The sequence below is a fragment of the Gardnerella sp. DNF01195 genome (assembly GCF_049244175.1).
GTDB classification, from domain to species: Bacteria; Actinomycetota; Actinomycetes; order Actinomycetales; family Bifidobacteriaceae; genus Bifidobacterium; species Bifidobacterium leopoldii.
In genome coordinates this window covers 1,054,946-1,071,198 of record NZ_CP058383.1, presented here as the reverse complement: position 1 = coordinate 1,071,198, position 16,253 = coordinate 1,054,946, and the positions used below count along the sequence as shown (strand labels likewise).

The following is a 16,253-nucleotide window of genomic DNA, read 5'->3' as shown; positions in this document are numbered from 1 at the left end:
CGCTATTTTAATTGAGGGCTCCGAAACCTACAGAATGCTTTGGCGTATCGCCGATGAGTGCGTAAGACAGCGACGAAGCTGAGACCATAATAGTGCGCCCATTTACGTCCGTAAACTCAAGCATATCCTTGGAATCGTTAATCACTTTGCGCACTTCTTCTGCGCTTTGGTTGGTTTCAAAATCGATGGAATCAGAAACGTTTTTTACTCCTAAAACAACTCGCATACATGCTCCTTTTGCTTTTTACGCTATTTATCGTTTTAATTAGTATTTAGTATTTTATTTATCTTAGTCTAAGTCTGCTTGTGCGTCGCGCATCGCTCGTTCTTCACGTTCCAGAAGAGGAATGATTACGGTTTCTGGTTTATCGTCATAGTCTTGCATATTTTTTTCTTCATCTTCAGAAAGTTTTGAGTCAGAAGAAGTCTCGTTTGCACTATCGACCTTACTGTCACGCTCAGCTATAACTTCATCCTTAACCTCAGAATCATTGTTGTTCTTGGTGTCCTTAGCTTCCTCAGCGCTACCAGCGTTATTGACGCTTTCAGGCTCATCACTAGCATAGCTATCAGCAGATTTACTCATTGCAGTTTGCACAATAGTTTCTGCGGTTTCGTGTACTGTTTGAGTTTTTACATGAGTAATTACTTGAGTTGCTGTGTCATCAGCGAGTTGTGCTGCTTTTTCAGCCTCCTCAGCGTTAGCTGCGTGTGTGCCAGCATATTGAACTTTGCGCTCATGGGTATCGTCGCTTATAGTTTTGTTGCTATCGTAAGTCTCGTCTTGAGCGTTATTTAATTCAGTATTTCCTTCTGAAGTAATGTCTCGCTCATTAGTTTCGTCGCTATTTCCAGTGTTTAGTTGGTTTTCAGTAGAATTATTCTTAGAAATTTGGCGACTTTGCGTATTGTCATTTTCAAGAAGCGTTCCAACTGTAATAGTCGAGGCAGGATTTCCTGCAGCACGACCAGTTTTAGCAGTTTGTGCATTGCTAATACGACTAAGCTCGTGCGCTAAACGCTCAACTTGAGCCTTAAAACGCATAATACTGGTATTATCTGCACGTTGCAAAGCTTGAACAAAATCGCCAACTTGTTCCATTTGTAGCCACAAGTTTGCGCGGAGCATAATCAAACTATCTAAACGAGAACCCATAATTCTACCGTATGCAGAAAGCACTGCGTTTCGGCGCTGCTCGTTAAGTTTTGCAAAAATCCAAGCCAAATCGCGCGCAGGATCGTTAATTTGCATTCTTTGCCAATTTGTCACAGCAGTAATCGTTGAGCCGGTAAATAAAATGTCACCATCCATAAAACCGCCGTGTACTGGGCAAGTTTCAAATGACCACAATCCTTCAGTTTCCAATACTTTCGACCAACTGTCAGTAATTTCGGTTGGAATATGGCCGGCTTGACGAAGTCTTTTAATCCAACCGGTTAACTGTGCTCGAATTTGACCAGTAGTAAAAGCAGGGTATTTTCCGCGCGTCACGAAAGTAGGGCGCAAGCGATGAATAGCGCCGATTGCAGTTCCAACATTTGCGCAATCGTCGGTAGTAAGAAGACGCAAGTCGCGAGCGCTACCTTCAAGATGTTCACAAATAAGCACAGTGTCTTCATCGTTGTCGTTGGCAATAATGCTTGACATTCGTGTAGATTGCTGTTGAGTAGATTGCTTTTGCGCATATTGCTGGGTGCCAGCAACTGTAGAATTTCCAGCGGTTACATTATTTGCAACATTTCCAGTGTTATTATTGGCATCTTCGCGTTTTCCTGGCATAAACGTGAGCATAGTGTCGTAAGCGAATCCCAAAGCTGCCAAATCTTTACTGTGCTCAAGAGTCCATGCTGCACGAGCCCGGTCATGCAAACGCTTGCGACCTTTACTATCCGCACTGATAAAAACGTCGTAAAGTTTACCGGAAATATCTTGCACAACGGCGTGAGAAATTCCAGCCGCGGTATCAGTGGCATTAACTTGCTCACTTTGGCGCGTTCCTGCAAACTGTACTTCGGGCATGGCTGCAGATGCCAGTGCTGCCAACTTGAATCTACTGAGTTGTGTCACACTCCCACAGTAATACAAAGCACCGAAATTTTGCCAATTTTTTGTAAGTTATACACATATTTTTATTCTTGTTGCGTAAGCGTTGTTATTGCTGCAACAATAGAATTATGAATTCTTCACCAGAAACTTCGCAAGTGACTTCGCAAGTGACGTCTAAAACTTCGCAAGTGACTTCTCCAGAAGCGCTTTTAGACGGGTTGGATGATTCGCAACGCGAAGCTGCTACCGCGCTAGAAGGGCCTGTGCGCATTATAGCTTGTGCAGGAGCTGGTAAAACGCGCACTATTACGCGCAGAATTGCGTATGCTTGCGCTACTGGTAAGTGGGATCCTGAAAGAGTTTTGGCAGTTACTTTTTCTGTAAAAGCAGCTGCGGAAATGAGATCGCGTATTGAGGCTCTTGGTGTAAGTAATGTTGGATGCGTCTCAACATTTCATTCTGCGGCTTTGCAACAAATTCGCAGCGTGTGGAACGACGTCTGTTCAGCACAATTTCCATCAATTATGAATGATTCTCAGCAAATCATAGCTTCTGCGCTTAAACGTTATCCAGATTTTGCGGATATGACTTTGTTGCAAACTCGCGATATTTTGGCAGAAATTAATTGGGCGAAAGTTTCGCTTATTGCGCCTGACGATTACTTGCGTGTGTGTGCTTCTACGCATCGTTTGCCTCCTGCAGGCTTAGAGCCGCAGCAATTTGTCGATATATATGAAGCTTACGAAACCGAAAAAAATGCGCATAATTGCATAGATTTTAACGATATTCTTCTACTTTGCTGCCATATTTTACGAAATTTTCCGGAAGCTGCAAACCGTATTAAGCAATCAATCGGATGGATCACAGTTGATGAATATCAGGATGTGTCTCCTTTACAGCATGAATTGTTGCGATTATGGATGGGGCAGAACCGCGATATTTGCGTAGTGGGCGATCCTGCGCAAACAATCTACTCGTTTGCAGGTGCGAATAGTTACTATTTGCTTTCATTTCCGCAAGAATTTGCGCCTCTTGGTGCAGATATTAGTTTGAATACTGACTACCGCTCCACAGAACGCATCGTAGGTCTTGCTAATAGAGTGCTTGCTGCTTCTGCACATAAAAAGGATTACGTAAAAGTTAAAGCTGTAACGAAAGGTGGTGTTCGCGTTAGTCAGCAAGTTTTTGCCACCGATGTTGAAGAAGCTTTGGGCGTGGTTGAGCAAATTGCAAAACTTGTAAAAAGCGGTGCTGCGCATCTTGGGGAGTGCGCAATACTAACGAGAACCAATGCTCAACAGCAAGTAGTTTGTAAAGCGTTAAAAGCAGCAAAACTTCCGTATCGCGTGAGAAAAGACGTGGGGTGGCAGCGAAATGTTTTAGAGGATGCACAAAGCTATGGTGCTCAAGGTATTTCTGACGTTTTTGCATCTTCTAATATTTCAACTGTTACTGTTTCAACTATTCATGCTGTTAAAGGTTTAGAGTTTGCGCATGTTTACGTAATTGGCTGTTCTGAAGGGCTTATTCCTTTTGGCTCTACGGCTGATGACAGTGCCTTGGAAGAAGAGCGCAGACTTATGTACGTTGCAATAACTCGCGCAGAAAAGACTTTGCATCTTTCTTACGCTTCTAGAAAAGACAGTGGAACTGGCATGAATCGTGTGCCTAGCCGCTTTCTGGCTTAATCTCGCGGTATAAACTTTACGCTCGTGCACAGTTTATGCCGTTTTTTGGCTTGCAACCGACTTTTTCTTTACGCTCATGTAAAGTTTATGCCGTTTTGAGCGTTGAGGTCGATTATTTAGCTGGATTGTTGTTGGGGCAGGAGTTTTATTCGCCGTCAGCATCAGTTTCGTCGGAATTGCCGGTTTCGTTGCCGGTTTCGTCGGAATTGCCGGATTCGTTACTGTTTTTGTTACCAGATTCGTTGCCAGGTTCGTTACCGGTTTCGCTGTTTTGCTTCTTTTGGCGCGCATCCTCTTCCAAAAGCTTGCTAAGTTCGGCATCCCAATCATTTGTGCCTAAATCGTCTTCTGTTAATTTTTCAAACGATTTTTCGATAGGCGCATTTTCGATAGCGTTAGCAGTATTTTTGTTACTTTCGTAACTGTCTGTACTTTCGTGGCTTTCGCTAGTTTCGCTAGTTTTTTCAGTTGCTTCATTAGTTTGATTAGACTGAGTTTCTGTTGCATTTTTTGCAGCAGCTTCCGTTGCATCCTCCGCATCGGATTCTTTCGTAACTTCGTCACCAGCTTTACTTTCGTTACCAGCACCGTCACCTGCATTACCAACGCCAGCGTCTTTCGTAACTTCGCTAGCTTCCGGCAAAGTTGGCAATAAATCTGGATGACTCCACAAGCTATCTCGCTCTTCAATACCGCGCTCGCGAGTCAACTTTTCCCACAATTGCGATGCCTCACGCATACGGCGAGGGCGCAAATGCAAACCAAGTAACGATTCAAACGTCACTTCTGCAGGCCCTCCCGCAGCTCGCTCGCGACGCATCATCTCTCGCAACTGCTCAATGTGCACAATATGAGCCATTCCAGATTGCCATGTGACGCAATCAACCCAACCTTCAACAAGTGCAAGCAAAGTTTCCAAACTATGCAAAGCTTGACGCTGCTCTTCAGAATCATTGCTGCCAATATTTTGCAAATTAACAGCTCCTGAAATTGCTTCCGGATTCATTGTTTCCACGTCGCGAAGCTGTTCTTCCATAGCTTCTAAGTCAATGTTTATTCCGTTTGCGTACTTAATAATCAGCGCTTCAAATCGTGGCATAAGCCATGGCACGGATGCAAATAATCTTGCGTGTGCAGCTTCTCGCAAAGCCAAATAATTCATGACTTCTGTAATATCCAATTCCCACACTTTTGCATACTCAATGCAATTATATGGAATTAATCCGCCTGCAGGATTTTGTAAAAGCGCAAGACCTTGATCAAAACTGCCGTGCACTTCGTGTGAAAGTGCTCCAGCTGCTTGACCTAGTTGCATAGCAAACGAAGTGTTTCCAAGCAGTTTCATTAGTTGCGCTGGATTATTCATTCCTTCAGGCAGCGGAATTGGCACAACTCCTGCAAATAATCCTTTTACTTCAGCATCATCCACATCGCGGAATCGCTCTTCAATAACAGAAGTGAGTGCTTCGTTTACTGATTTTGCAACAGGATTAGCGAATTTAACCCAAGCTTCCAGCGTTTTTTCTACCCAATCAGCTCTAGATAATACTTCTGGCGTTCCAGGAGCAGGATTGAAATTGCACGTTATATCTAGCCACAAGTTCGCTTGGCTTAAAGATCTTCGTGTGGCATCTGCTACGTCTGCATTTACATTTCCTTGATCGCCATTAGCGTGCTGTAGAGCAATAGATTGCGCTAACTTGCGATTAATTGGCCCTTCTTCAAGTGTTGCTTCCATTTCGTATGGATTATTAAGACCGCCTGCACTAAAAGCTTGCATCATTCCGCGAACTTCGTCTGGTTTAGGAAGCTTATCTGGATTCTGATTTAAGAGTTGTTCGCGTAGCTCAAAAGGAAGCTGATCAAGTTGTTTCCATGCTTCTTCTCCTTGTATTGGCCCAAAGCATTCAATGAGCCATTGGTGAATTGCATCGTCATTCATGAGCGTATCCTTCTCGTGCCACGTGTTGCATAATTTACAGTTTTTATTTTTATACGTTTCGTATCTGCACGTATTTGTACGTATTTTATAAGTATTTATACGTATTTTACACGTCTTTATATGCGAGTTTAGCGCATCTTCTTAATAAAAATATTTTCTAATACAAATATTCTACTTGATAATATGGTTTTATGCGCTATAACTTGCGTGCAAATATATTTTAAAGCAAAACTATATAGGGCTTGTGTCATGATACAAGCATGTTTCGCTTTTCTACAGGTGCTAGTGTATTCCGTACGTGTTTTAGATTCTTGCGCTCGCTGCCTCATGCTTTAGTTTTGTACATTACTTCGCATTCTTTGCGATATTTTGCAGGATTCTTTACAGTAATTGTTGCAATTTTTGCGTTGTCGCTTCCAAGCGCATACGTTGTAGAAGAGCCTGGTCCAACGCAGGATGTTTTAGGATCCCTATCAAATACTCCTGTGATTGATATGTCTGGTTCTCGAGTAAAAGAGAATCATGATACTGGTAAGTTATTGTTGATTACTGTCAATGTTTCTGGTGTTCCTGGATATGAAGTTTCAACATTTTATTCATTGACTTCATGGATGGATCCTCATAAAACTTTGTTGCCTCGTGAAGCTATTGTGCCAGTAGGGCAGAGTGCTGACGAGTATGAGAAGGAATCCACAAATGAGATGGATGATTCGCAAAGCCTTGCTCAAAATGTTGCGTTGCAGTACGCGTCTAAGCATCTTGGAATTAAAAAAGAAGATGTAAAAGTTCGTTTACATATTGAAGATATTGGTGGACCGTCTGCCGGAATGATGTACACTCTAGGAATTCTTGACAAACTTACTCCTGAACAAGAAACTGGTGGTAAGACGATAGCCGGAACTGGAACTATTGAAAAATCGCAAAAAATTGGCGAAATTGGCGGTATTCGGTTAAAGATGATTGCAGCTAAAAGAGATGGGGCCACTTGGTTCTTAGCACCTTACGATAATTGCAATGAAGTTGTTGGGCATGTGCCACAAGGCTTGCGCGTTGTAAGTGTAAAAACATTGGATGATGCTTACAGAGCGTTAAAAGCTATTGGTTCTGGTCATGGGGCAAATAAATTGTCAAGCTGCAATGTGAAATAAAACTACAAACCAAATAAAGCAGAAAATAGATAAAGCAGAAAATAGATAAAAAAGAAAGTGGGCGATGAGGGACTCGAACCCCCGACATCCACCGTGTAAAGGTGGCGCTCTAGCCAGCTGAGCTAATCGCCCGTTCGCAACAAATTAAAAACATACATGATGGTGTGTACGAATGCAACGTGTGGCGCGCGTCGTAACAATCGCGTACAGTATACTGAATAAGAACATGTGCTCAGGAGGTCGATATTCGATGGCTCAGAAACCTGATACCGCTCGTAATGCTTCAGCAATGGAGCGTGTGGGTAAGCGTAAGTTAGGATATAACGTCGCGCAGGTGAATGCTTTTCTAGAGCGCGCTCACACTTTGTACGAAAGCGATGAAGCTCGACTCACGCAGAAAGATATTCAAGAGGTTTCTTTTGACTTGGAGCGTAATGGTTACATTATTGGTCAAGTTGATGCTGCGTTATCGCGTTTGGAACGTGCGGTAGTAGATAAGTGCACTGAGCAAGAATTGGCGCAATGCGGACGAGTTGCATGGAAAGCTCGTGTAGAAGCGCTTTATCGTAAACTTTTGCAACATGCGCAAAGAGATTATCGCGATCGTTTTGATCGTGGCTCTTCGCGTCACCCATCTTATGCGCGTAAACAAGTGGATATTATGGTTGATCAAGCCTTAGATAAGATTGCTCTTATGCTTGGTCATGAGCTTGAGTGGGAAACCGACAAAGAAACATTGCAAGATATTGATTCTACTTATGTTTCTAATGTGATTTTTACGCAAAAAAACGGTAAGCACGGTTATGATGAGCGTCAAGTTGATTATTATTTAAACGCTTGTGTGCGTTTGCTTAGCAGCTTGGAATCTTTTGAGCGTGTAGAACAGTATGTTGATGCGGATAATAGTAGTTCCTCATACTCTCGAGCAGAATCTGAATCTTATTCTGCTCCTGCTTCTGTTCCTCCTTCCGTTCCACCTTCTGTTATTCCTGTAACTAAAGCTGAAGAGCCTGCTAAATCTTCAGAATCTACGGAATCTTATAATCATTATGAAGAGCCTGTTCCATCATTTGCTCCTTCAAGAAAGCCTGCATCTGATTTCAGTGCTGCTTCTGCTGCTTCTTCCGCTTCTGCCACTGAACCTTCTGCTTCTTCAATATTCAAACCTGTTGAGGATGCTGTGGAAGATGAAGACACTGCGGATAGGTTGCCTAAGATTGCACCTCGCTCAATACCTAGCGTGCCAAATCATGATAAACAAAGCATTTTTGCTCCTGTAGATTATGCTAATCAAGATTCCAATGATTCGTTTGAAGCGTTAAATAAGTCTGAGCGCGCAATATTTACACCTCATGCTGCTGCAAGTAAGCCTTCTAATGTTCTTAACGATACTGATAGCAATGATGAGCTTTTGCAAAGCGCTACAGTAATGCGAAACTCTTCTGAATCTTCTGTACTACCTCCTTCTTTCACTCCTGCAGCTCGTAATCGCAATAATTCACCTGCTGCACCTAAGCCTGTTGCTGCTCCTGCACCGGCTCCTGCTGAGTCAATTCCATCATTTGCTCCTCAAGATCCTGCACAGCATTCGTCGCAGCATTCCTCGCTTAATATTCCGGAGTTGCATGTTTCTGATTTGCAGCCGAGTAAGCCATTGAGTTTAGATATTCCAGATTTGTCATTCCCAATTATTGGCCATATTGATGAATCTACTAATTTCGGTAGCTCTTCTCAAAGCGGCGACGATTCGGAAAATAACGATCGTAATTAATCTAACTATTAAAAAAGATATAGTTTGATTCATGCCATTGTATCGCGATGAAGCTGTTGTGCTTCGTACTTTTCCTTTAGGTGAAGCGGATAGGATTGTTGTGCTTCTTACTAAGCGGCATGGTAAAGTTCGTGCTGTTGCGAAGGGAGTTCGTAGGCTTAAATCACGTTTTGGTGGTCGTCTTGAGCCGCTTATGCGTGTTGATTTGCTTCTTGCGCAAGGTAAATCTTTGGATGTAATCTCGCAGGCTGTTTCTATTGCTGCTTATGCTGGTGAAATTTGTGCAGATTATACGTCCTATGAGTATGCAAACGTCATGCTTGAAGTTGTGGATTTGCTTGTTTCTAACGAATATACAGATGAATACAGGCGTGAATATCAAGATACGCTAGGGCAGTATCGTCTGCTTACTGCGGCTTTACTTTCATTGTCTAAGCATAAGCATTCTCCTGATGCTATTGGCATGTCGTATATATTGCGAGCATTGTCATTAGCTGGGTGGTCTCCGCGACTACAGGCTTGTGTTGTATGTGGCAAAAATGAAGATTTATGCTATTTTTCGCCTTGCACAGGTGGAATGATGTGTGCAAGCGATCACACTCCGGATTCAATAGTTTGTGCTAATTCGACGCGTTTGCAATTGTGTGCGCTTGCGCAAGGAAACTGGTCTGTTCTTGACGGAGTGTCGGTTGATTCTTCTACTATGCGATGCGTTCAGCAATGGGCTGAATATTATCTTGAGCGACCTATTCGTTCGATGGGGTTGTTACATTCGTAAGTATGGCTTTTGAAAACGTGGATTATAAGTCGCTTGATATTCCAGCGGCTCCTTTTAGTGACCCTTCTCGCATACCAGATTTTCCTAAGGGCAAAGTGCCTCGTCATGTCGGTGTGATTATGGACGGAAACGGACGCTGGGCAAAAGAGCGCGGAATGATTCGAACCGAAGGTCATAAAGCTGCAGAACCGGTAGTTTTTGACGTTATTGCAGGAGCTATAGAAGCAGGAGTTCGTTATTTAAGCTTATACACTTTTTCTACCGAAAATTGGAAGCGATCTCCGCAAGAAGTGCGCTTTTTAATGGGATTTTCTAGGGAGATTATTCATAGGCGAGTTGCACAAATGAACGAGTGGGGAGTGCGAGTTCGTTGGGCAGGTCGTCGTCCTCGTTTGTGGAAGTCTGTTATTGACGAGTTGGAAAAAGCGCAAGAAATCACCAAAAATAATAAAACCATTGACGTTGTTTTTTGCATAAATTACGGCGGTCGTGCGGAAATTGCGGATGCTTGCGCGCAAATTGCGAAAGAAATTCGAGACGGCAAAATTAAAGGCGATCGCGTAAGTGAAAAAATGATTGCTGAGCACTTGTATAATCCGGATATTCCAGATTGCGATTTGGTGATTCGCACTTCCGGCGAGCAGCGCACTAGCAACTTTTTGCCTTGGCAAGCATCCTACGCGGAACTTGATTTTGTGCCGGAACTATTCCCGGATTACGGCCGCGAAGCGCTGTGGAGATCAATCGACCGTTATGCGCATCGCGATCGCAGATTTGGTGGCGTAAAAAACGCCTAGTATCTCACTAAGATTTGTTACTTTTCGCTAGCGAGCCAAGCGCAAGCTGCTACAACTGCAGCTGCTAATCCGCGATTAAGAGTGGGCTGCAAATCTGGGGCGAATGCCGGATTGTGATTTCCAGGAGCATTCTGCATATCCGCAAAACCACCTAAGCCCCAGTAAGCGTAAGGAGTTTTAAAAGCGTTCGCGACTATAGAAAAATCTTCCGAAGCAGAAGCGCGCGAAATATCTACAGAATCTTCTCCAAAGTATTCATCAAAAGCTTTACGCACGCGCAAAGACGCATTCTGATCATTATTCGTAAGCGGATAGCGATCATAATACGTAAACTCTGGTTCTTTAGGACATCTTGCAAGCTCGCACTCTCCACGCACAATTCGTTCAATAGCATTGTGCACAAATTCTTGAGTATCTTCGCTATAAGTTCTTGTGTTAATTAAAAGCTCGGCATCATCAGGAATAATATTCGACTTACTTCCTGCATTAAGCGCGCCAACTGTAACAATTGCGTAATCTTTAGCTGCAAGTTCGCGAGAAACAATCGTCTGCAATTTAAGCACAATTGATGAAGCAACAACCACCGGGTCAACGCTCAACTCAGGCATAGAACCATGCGAACCTTTACCAAAAATGTGCACGCGAATCGAAGCTGCAGTAGTTAAGAATGCGCCCGAACGAATACCGACTGTTCCTGCAGGAATAGCACCCAACACATGCTGACCAAGGTAAACGTCGGGCTTTGCAATCATGCTCGTAATGCCATTTTCCACCAAGTCTTTTGCGCCTTGAGCTGTTTCTTCTCCAGGCTGAAAAACGCCAATGTACGTTCCTCTCCAAGCATCTTTATGTTCATTAAAAGCCTTCAAGGCACCAAGTAGGCTGGAAATATGAAAATCGTGACCGCAAGCGTGTGAAACTCCAACCGTTTTGCCATTTTCGTCTTGCGTGCTAACTGTTGAAGTGTAATCTTTTCCTGAATTTTCTTTAATTGGAAGCGCATCGATATCCGCTCTCATAGCAACAACAGGACCTTCGCCGTTTTTAATTTCTGCCACAACGCCTGTTTTTCCAACTCGCCTTGTTTCAATCCCAGCTTTGCTAAGAATATCAATAATTGTTTGAGCTGTATGATCTTCTTTCATTGACAGTTCAGGATGTTGATGAAAGTATTTGTATTGTTTTTCTCGTTCTGCTTGGGTTTCATCTAAATCGGATAATATTTTTTGAACTGCCGTAAGTTGCAGCATAAACTCCTGCTTTCTTTTGTTTTATTATAACTTTTTTGAGTTTTGAGATTATTTGAGATTATTTGATTTCAGTTTTATTCTTCTTTATTTCGTTCGTTGAGAATTTTATCTATAAGCGCACTTTTTGCGTCAATTTGATTGCTAAAACCAGGGCGAATATCTAATTTTAGTATTACTCCGGTACGGTATCCTTTGCTGACTAAAGCCATCGTAGCGTCTTTTACAACGCTCATAACGTCATCAAATTCGCCCTCAATATTCGTGAACATTGCGTTAGTTTCGTTCTTTAATCCAGAATCGCGAATTACTTGTACGGCATCCGCCACGTACTCGCTCAACTCGTCTCCGACTCCGCTTGGAGCAATACACAACGCTGCGACCGTGTTAGTTTTGTGAGCGTTTGTGCAACTATTTTCGCAATTCTTTGCGTTTTTATCTTTGTTATCTTTATTATTTTCACTCATAGTAACAATCCCTTTAAAATCGTAATCTTACGCAAATTTAGCAAAACAAGACAACGCCAAATAATGCGTCAACAAACTTATAAATTTGCGTTACTTTAACAGTTACTTTAACAATTTTACAAGCGTCACAGGGTTTTTCTATAATAGCAACGTTTTCACCCGAATTTTCTAGTTTTACGAAAAGGTGTATTGTGGCTGTTTCAAAGCTTGATGAAGTCGTCTCCTTGGCTAAGCGTCGAGGATTTGTGTTCCCAGCCGGCGAAATTTACGGTGGCACGCGTTCTGCGTGGGATTACGGCCCGCTTGGTGTTGCGTTAAAAGATAATATCAAGCGCGAATGGTGGCGCTACATGGTGACCACGCGTGGAGATGTTGTTGGAGTGGATACTTCCGTTATTCTGCCTTCACAGGTGTGGGTTGCCTCCGGTCACGTTTCCGTGTTTAACGATCCTTTGATCGAGTGCTTGAATTGCCATAAGCGTCATCGTGCAGATAAGTTGGAAGAGTCTTATGCTGAAAAGCATGGCGATAAAATGCCAGAAAATGGCTTAAAAGACATTGCTTGCCCAGATTGCGGTACTCGCGGAAACTGGACTGAGCCACGTGACTTCAACATGATGCTTCGCACTCATTTAGGACCGGTTGAAGACGAAAATAGCTTGCATTATTTGCGTCCAGAAACAGCTCAGGGCATTTTCGTTGACTTTAAGAACGTCATGACTTCTACTCGTCAAAAGCCACCTTTCGGTATTGCAAATATTGGTAAGTCTTTCCGCAACGAAATTACGCCTGGAAACTTCATCTTCCGCACTCGCGAGTTTGAGCAGATGGAAATGGAATTCTTCGTAGAGCCTGGAACCGACGAAGCTTGGCACCAGTATTGGATTGACACTCGCGTGCGTTGGTATGTTGATTTGGGTGTGAAGCCAGAAAACTTGCGCATGTATGAGCATCCTAAGGAGAAGCTCAGCCACTATTCCAAGCGCACTGTCGATATTGAATACAAATTCGGCTTCCAAGGTTCGGATTGGGGAGAGCTTGAGGGTATTGCAAACCGTACTGACTACGATTTGTCTGCTCATGCTAAGCATTCCGGCGAGGATTTGAGTTACTTTAACCAGGCTACTGGCGAAAAGTATGTGCCTTACGTTATTGAGCCTGCAGCTGGTCTTACGCGCTCGCTTATGGCATTCTTGGTTGATGCTTACGACGTTGACGAAGCTCCAAACACTAAGGGCGGAGTTGACAAGCGCACTGTTCTTCGACTTGATCCTCGTTTGGCTCCTGTTAAAGCTGCAGTTTTGCCTTTAAGCAAGAAGCCAGAATTGCAAGCTGTTGCTCAAGATTTGGCTGCAGATTTGCGTCAGCATGATTGGGTTATCGATTACGATGAGGCTGGAGCTATTGGTCGCCGCTATCGTCGTGAGGACGAAATTGGTACTCCTTTGTGCGTAACAGTCGACTTCGATACTTTGGAAGATCATGCTGTTACAATTCGCGAGCGCGACACTATGCAACAAGAGCGCGTTTCCTTGGACAAGGTTGCAGATTACGTTGCTAGCCGAATTAACGAAAAACGTGTTAAGTATCCGCAAGGTCCTGTTGAAATCGTTGGTACTCGTGCAGCCGACGGTGCTACGGATATTGCTAAAGAAGCTGGCGAAGACGAGTCTAAGCCTGTACAAATCGCTACTGCTGGCGGATTGTACTAATACGCGTTTGAGTAGTGCTTAAGCATTAATAAGCAAAATTATTATTATAGTGAACGGAGTTAAAGCAATATGAATTTTTCTATAAAACCAGTGGATTTAGGGAAAGTTCATATTGCAACTCCTGTTGTTCTATCTCCAATGGCTGGGATCACTAACTGGCCATTTCGCGTAATTTGCCGCGAATTTGGTCCGGACGGGCTTTACGTAGCAGAAATGATTACAGCGCGAGCTCTAGTTGCACGAAATCCAAAAGCGCTTAGACTTTGCCGTTTTGCTCCTAGCGAAAAAGTGCGCTCTTTGCAGCTTTATGGTGTAAATCCTTCTATTGTTGAGCAGGCAGCTCGAATTGTTGTCGACGAAAACATGGCTGATCACGTTGACTTAAACTTCGGCTGTCCAGTTCCAAAAGTGACGCGACGCGGCGGCGGTTCTGCTCTTCCTTGGAAAACTGATTTGTTGCAAGAAATTTTGCATCGCGTTGTTTCTGTTTGTGAGCCAGCAGGAATCCCTGTTACGGCTAAATTCCGTGTTGGAATTGACGAGAATCATGAAACTTTTATTCAAGCTGGTCATATTGCGCAAGAAGAAGGATGCGCTGCTGTAACTTTGCATGCTCGCACAACTGCAGAATATTACGGTGGTCATTCAGACTGGCAGCGTATTGGTGAGCTTGTAGAGGCGCTTGATATTCCGGTTTTTGGCAATGGTGATATTTGGGGTGCGGAAGATGCGCTCGCAATGTTTAAGGAAACTGGTTGCGCTGGCGTTGCTATCGGTCGAGGATGCCAAGGTCGCCCATGGTTGTTTGCTGATATTCGCAATGCTTGCGAAGGTAGCGATAATCGTGTGAATCCTACTTTGGCAGAAGTTGGTTCCGTTATTTTGCGTCACTTGAAGCTTTTAGTTGAGTTTTATGATGGTGACGAGCGTATGGCTGTTCACGACTTGCGTAAGCATGTTGCTTGGTATTTAAAGGGCTTTCCTGTTGGCGGTGGCACTCGTAAAGCGTTTATGGAGTGCGAGTCGATTGAGGATGTTCAACGTAATCTCGATGTGCTTGATGGTTCTCTTCGTTTGCCAGAAAAGGTGTTAGACACGCCGCGTGGACGAGTTAGATTTGCTAAAAAAGTTCATTTGCCGTATGGGTGGTTAGATTCTCGTACAACTAGTCACGAAGAGCGAGAGGCGTTATTTGGTGATGATCCAATGGATGCAAGTTACTAGTGTTTTCTAGGGCTTTCGTCATTTTTTTGCTCTGATTATTTCGAGAATATTCTATTAAAATCACCTTGTGCTCATATTTGCATATAGCACGGTGTATTATCAAAGCAGTGACATTTTTTCAGTTTATTGTGAAAACGTCGTCAGTATCGAGCGTTTTGCGCTAAAATATTGTGTAAACGTGCGTGAGTGACAGGAGATAACGGTGAGCGAGATTGCCCAGACTGACAATTTCAACGACAAAACCATCATCAAGGTAGTCGGCGTCGGTGGTGCCGGCGGTAACGCCGTCAATCGGATGATCAGCGAGGGCCTACAGAATGTAGAGTTTGTGGCCATTAATACTGACGCTAAAGATTTACTGCGTTCTGATGCTGATGTAAAGATTTCATTATCTGATGCTTCGAGCCGAGGCTTAGGCGCTGGTGCTGATCCTGAAAAGGGTGCTAAGGCTGCGCAGGATCATCAATCAGACATTGAAGAGGCACTTAAGGGTGCTGACATGGTGTTTGTTACCTGCGGTGAAGGCGGCGGCACAGGTACTGGTGCAAGCCCAATTGTGGCTCGTGCAGCTCATCAGCAAGGTGCTTTGACTATTGCTGTTGTTACACGTCCATTCGGTTTTGAAGGACCACAACGTGCTGCATCTGCAAAACTTGGTATCGAGAATCTTCGCAAAGAAGTTGACGCGTTGATTGTTATTCCAAACGATCGTCTTTTGGAAATTTCTGATCGTACTATTGGAATTATTGAAGCATTTAAGACGGCAGATACTGCGTTGCTCGCAGGTGTGCAAGGCATTACTGATTTAATTACCATGAATTCTTACATTCATGTTGATTTCTCTGATGTTACAGCTGTTCTTCGCGGAGCGGGTACCGCATTGTTCGGTATTGGTGCTGCAAAAGGCGAGGATCGTGCAACTCAGGCAGCTGAAATTGCTATTAGCTCCCCATTGCTGGAAGAAAGCATTGAGGGTGCTCACGGTGCTTTGATTAATATCGCAGGTCCAAGTGATTTGAAGCTTCAGGAAGCTTCTGCTGCAACTGAACTTGTTCGTAAAGCTATTCATCCAGAAGCTCAAATTATTTGGGGTCTTTCCCTGGATGATTCTTACGGCGATGAGGTTCGAGTTACGGTTATTGCTGCTGGATTTGATGCTCATCCTAAGGCGGAGGAGTCCTCAGCTAAAGCTGGTCAGTTTGTTGATATGCAAGCAGATGTTAAGCCTGTAGCTCCTGCACAGTCTACCTCATCTTTCAAAGAGGAAGCTCAAGCTGCTCCACAAGTAGAACAACCTGCTTCTATGCCTTCTATGTTTGAGCCTGCAATGAATCAGCAATATTCTCCTGCGGCAGCTCCTGTACAGCAGCCTGCCGAACCTGACGAATTAGATATTCCTGATTTTCTGCGTTAAGCGTGACGAGAGGAGGGT

Annotated in this window: 13 protein-coding genes and 1 tRNA gene; 8 read left to right on the top strand and 6 right to left on the bottom strand. The window is 43.7% G+C overall.

Annotated elements, in window-relative coordinates; all coding sequences use genetic code 11:
* Nucleotides 1-7: 7 nt before the first annotated feature.
* Nucleotides 8-226 carry a DUF3107 domain-containing protein gene (locus HXT43_RS04035; RefSeq protein ID WP_004105154.1) on the bottom strand — a complete coding sequence of 73 codons (219 nt, stop codon included), beginning with the start codon at nt 224-226 and terminating at the stop codon, nt 8-10.
* Between the two features lie 63 nt (nt 227-289).
* Nucleotides 290-2,020, bottom strand: a complete 1,731-nt coding sequence (locus tag HXT43_RS04030; RefSeq protein WP_254596682.1) for a phosphotransferase — start codon at nt 2,018-2,020, stop codon at nt 290-292.
* A 155-nt stretch (nt 2,021-2,175) separates the two neighbouring features.
* Here HXT43_RS04030 and HXT43_RS04025 point away from each other — a divergent pair, with 155 nt between their 5' ends.
* The gene (locus HXT43_RS04025; protein ID WP_174143514.1) at nt 2,176-3,735 is read left to right on the top strand and encodes an ATP-dependent helicase; all 1,560 of its coding nucleotides are present in this window, start codon (nt 2,176-2,178) and stop codon (nt 3,733-3,735) included.
* Nucleotides 3,736-3,880: 145 nt separating this feature from the next.
* Here the strand turns inward: HXT43_RS04025 and HXT43_RS04020 are convergent, their stop codons facing one another.
* Complete coding sequence (locus HXT43_RS04020) at nt 3,881-5,677, bottom strand: zinc-dependent metalloprotease (RefSeq protein ID WP_174143515.1); 1,797 nt, start codon at nt 5,675-5,677, stop codon at nt 3,881-3,883.
* 260 nt (nt 5,678-5,937) lie between these two features.
* Between HXT43_RS04020 and HXT43_RS04015 the strand changes: the two genes are divergently transcribed.
* Nucleotides 5,938-6,825, top strand: coding sequence for a YlbL family protein (locus tag HXT43_RS04015; RefSeq protein ID WP_174143516.1), 888 nt, complete (start codon nt 5,938-5,940; stop codon nt 6,823-6,825).
* A 58-nt stretch (nt 6,826-6,883) separates the two neighbouring features.
* On the opposite strand, the gene HXT43_RS04010 is transcribed toward HXT43_RS04015, so the two are convergent.
* Nucleotides 6,884-6,957, bottom strand: a tRNA-Val gene (locus tag HXT43_RS04010).
* Between the two features lie 118 nt (nt 6,958-7,075).
* Between HXT43_RS04010 and HXT43_RS04005 the strand changes: the two genes are divergently transcribed.
* The 3 genes from HXT43_RS04005 to HXT43_RS03995 are packed head-to-tail and all read left to right on the top strand — an operon-like array spanning nt 7,076 to nt 10,171.
* Nucleotides 7,076-8,596, top strand: coding sequence for a DivIVA domain-containing protein (locus HXT43_RS04005; protein WP_174143517.1), 1,521 nt, complete (start codon nt 7,076-7,078; stop codon nt 8,594-8,596).
* A 31-nt stretch (nt 8,597-8,627) separates the two neighbouring features.
* Nucleotides 8,628-9,374, top strand: coding sequence for a DNA repair protein RecO (recO, locus tag HXT43_RS04000; protein WP_004573900.1), 747 nt, complete (start codon nt 8,628-8,630; stop codon nt 9,372-9,374).
* A gap of 2 nt (nt 9,375-9,376) precedes the next feature.
* Nucleotides 9,377-10,171: an isoprenyl transferase gene (locus HXT43_RS03995; RefSeq protein ID WP_004105147.1), complete on the top strand. Its 795-nt coding sequence runs from the start codon at nt 9,377-9,379 to the stop codon at nt 10,169-10,171.
* Nucleotides 10,172-10,188: 17 nt separating this feature from the next.
* On the opposite strand, the gene HXT43_RS03990 is transcribed toward HXT43_RS03995, so the two are convergent.
* Both HXT43_RS03990 and HXT43_RS03985 read right to left on the bottom strand, forming a co-directional pair.
* Nucleotides 10,189-11,421 (bottom strand): M20 family metallopeptidase, encoded by a 1,233-nt coding sequence (locus tag HXT43_RS03990; RefSeq protein ID WP_421780914.1) that lies wholly within the window; start codon nt 11,419-11,421, stop codon nt 10,189-10,191.
* A gap of 74 nt (nt 11,422-11,495) precedes the next feature.
* Nucleotides 11,496-11,885 carry an MTH1187 family thiamine-binding protein gene (locus HXT43_RS03985; RefSeq protein ID WP_064340585.1) on the bottom strand — a complete coding sequence of 130 codons (390 nt, stop codon included), beginning with the start codon at nt 11,883-11,885 and terminating at the stop codon, nt 11,496-11,498.
* 191 nt (nt 11,886-12,076) lie between these two features.
* Between HXT43_RS03985 and HXT43_RS03980 the strand changes: the two genes are divergently transcribed.
* The 3 genes from HXT43_RS03980 to ftsZ all read left to right on the top strand — a co-directional run bounded on the left by HXT43_RS03980 (nt 12,077) and on the right by ftsZ (nt 16,235).
* Complete coding sequence (locus HXT43_RS03980; RefSeq protein WP_004105144.1) at nt 12,077-13,597, top strand: glycine--tRNA ligase; 1,521 nt, start codon at nt 12,077-12,079, stop codon at nt 13,595-13,597.
* A gap of 69 nt (nt 13,598-13,666) precedes the next feature.
* Complete coding sequence (gene dusB, locus HXT43_RS03975) at nt 13,667-14,821, top strand: tRNA dihydrouridine synthase DusB (protein WP_421780911.1); 1,155 nt, start codon at nt 13,667-13,669, stop codon at nt 14,819-14,821.
* A 202-nt stretch (nt 14,822-15,023) separates the two neighbouring features.
* Entirely contained in the window at nt 15,024-16,235 is a 1,212-nt protein-coding gene (gene ftsZ / locus HXT43_RS03970; RefSeq protein WP_032835254.1) for a cell division protein FtsZ, read from the top strand.
* Nucleotides 16,236-16,253 lie beyond the last annotated feature (18 nt).

What these genes read in the sequence shown, in the direction of transcription:
- HXT43_RS04035 (WP_004105154.1), bottom strand. Translation starts at nt 226, where the DNA reads ATGCGAGTTGTTTTAGGAGTAAAAAACGTTTCTGATTCCATCGATTTT.
- HXT43_RS04020 (WP_174143515.1), bottom strand. Translation starts at nt 5,677, where the DNA reads ATGAATGACGATGCAATTCACCAATGGCTCATTGAATGCTTTGGGCCA.
- HXT43_RS04025 (WP_174143514.1), top strand. Translation starts at nt 2,176, where the DNA reads ATGAATTCTTCACCAGAAACTTCGCAAGTGACTTCGCAAGTGACGTCT.
- HXT43_RS03985 (WP_064340585.1), bottom strand. Translation starts at nt 11,885, where the DNA reads ATGAGTGAAAATAATAAAGATAACAAAGATAAAAACGCAAAGAATTGC.
- recO (WP_004573900.1), top strand. Translation starts at nt 8,628, where the DNA reads ATGCCATTGTATCGCGATGAAGCTGTTGTGCTTCGTACTTTTCCTTTA.
- HXT43_RS04015 (WP_174143516.1), top strand. Translation starts at nt 5,938, where the DNA reads ATGTTTCGCTTTTCTACAGGTGCTAGTGTATTCCGTACGTGTTTTAGA.
- HXT43_RS04030 (WP_254596682.1), bottom strand. Translation starts at nt 2,020, where the DNA reads ATGCCCGAAGTACAGTTTGCAGGAACGCGCCAAAGTGAGCAAGTTAAT.
- dusB (WP_421780911.1), top strand. Translation starts at nt 13,667, where the DNA reads ATGAATTTTTCTATAAAACCAGTGGATTTAGGGAAAGTTCATATTGCA.
- HXT43_RS04005 (WP_174143517.1), top strand. Translation starts at nt 7,076, where the DNA reads ATGGCTCAGAAACCTGATACCGCTCGTAATGCTTCAGCAATGGAGCGT.
- HXT43_RS03995 (WP_004105147.1), top strand. Translation starts at nt 9,377, where the DNA reads ATGGCTTTTGAAAACGTGGATTATAAGTCGCTTGATATTCCAGCGGCT.
- HXT43_RS03990 (WP_421780914.1), bottom strand. Translation starts at nt 11,421, where the DNA reads ATGCTGCAACTTACGGCAGTTCAAAAAATATTATCCGATTTAGATGAA.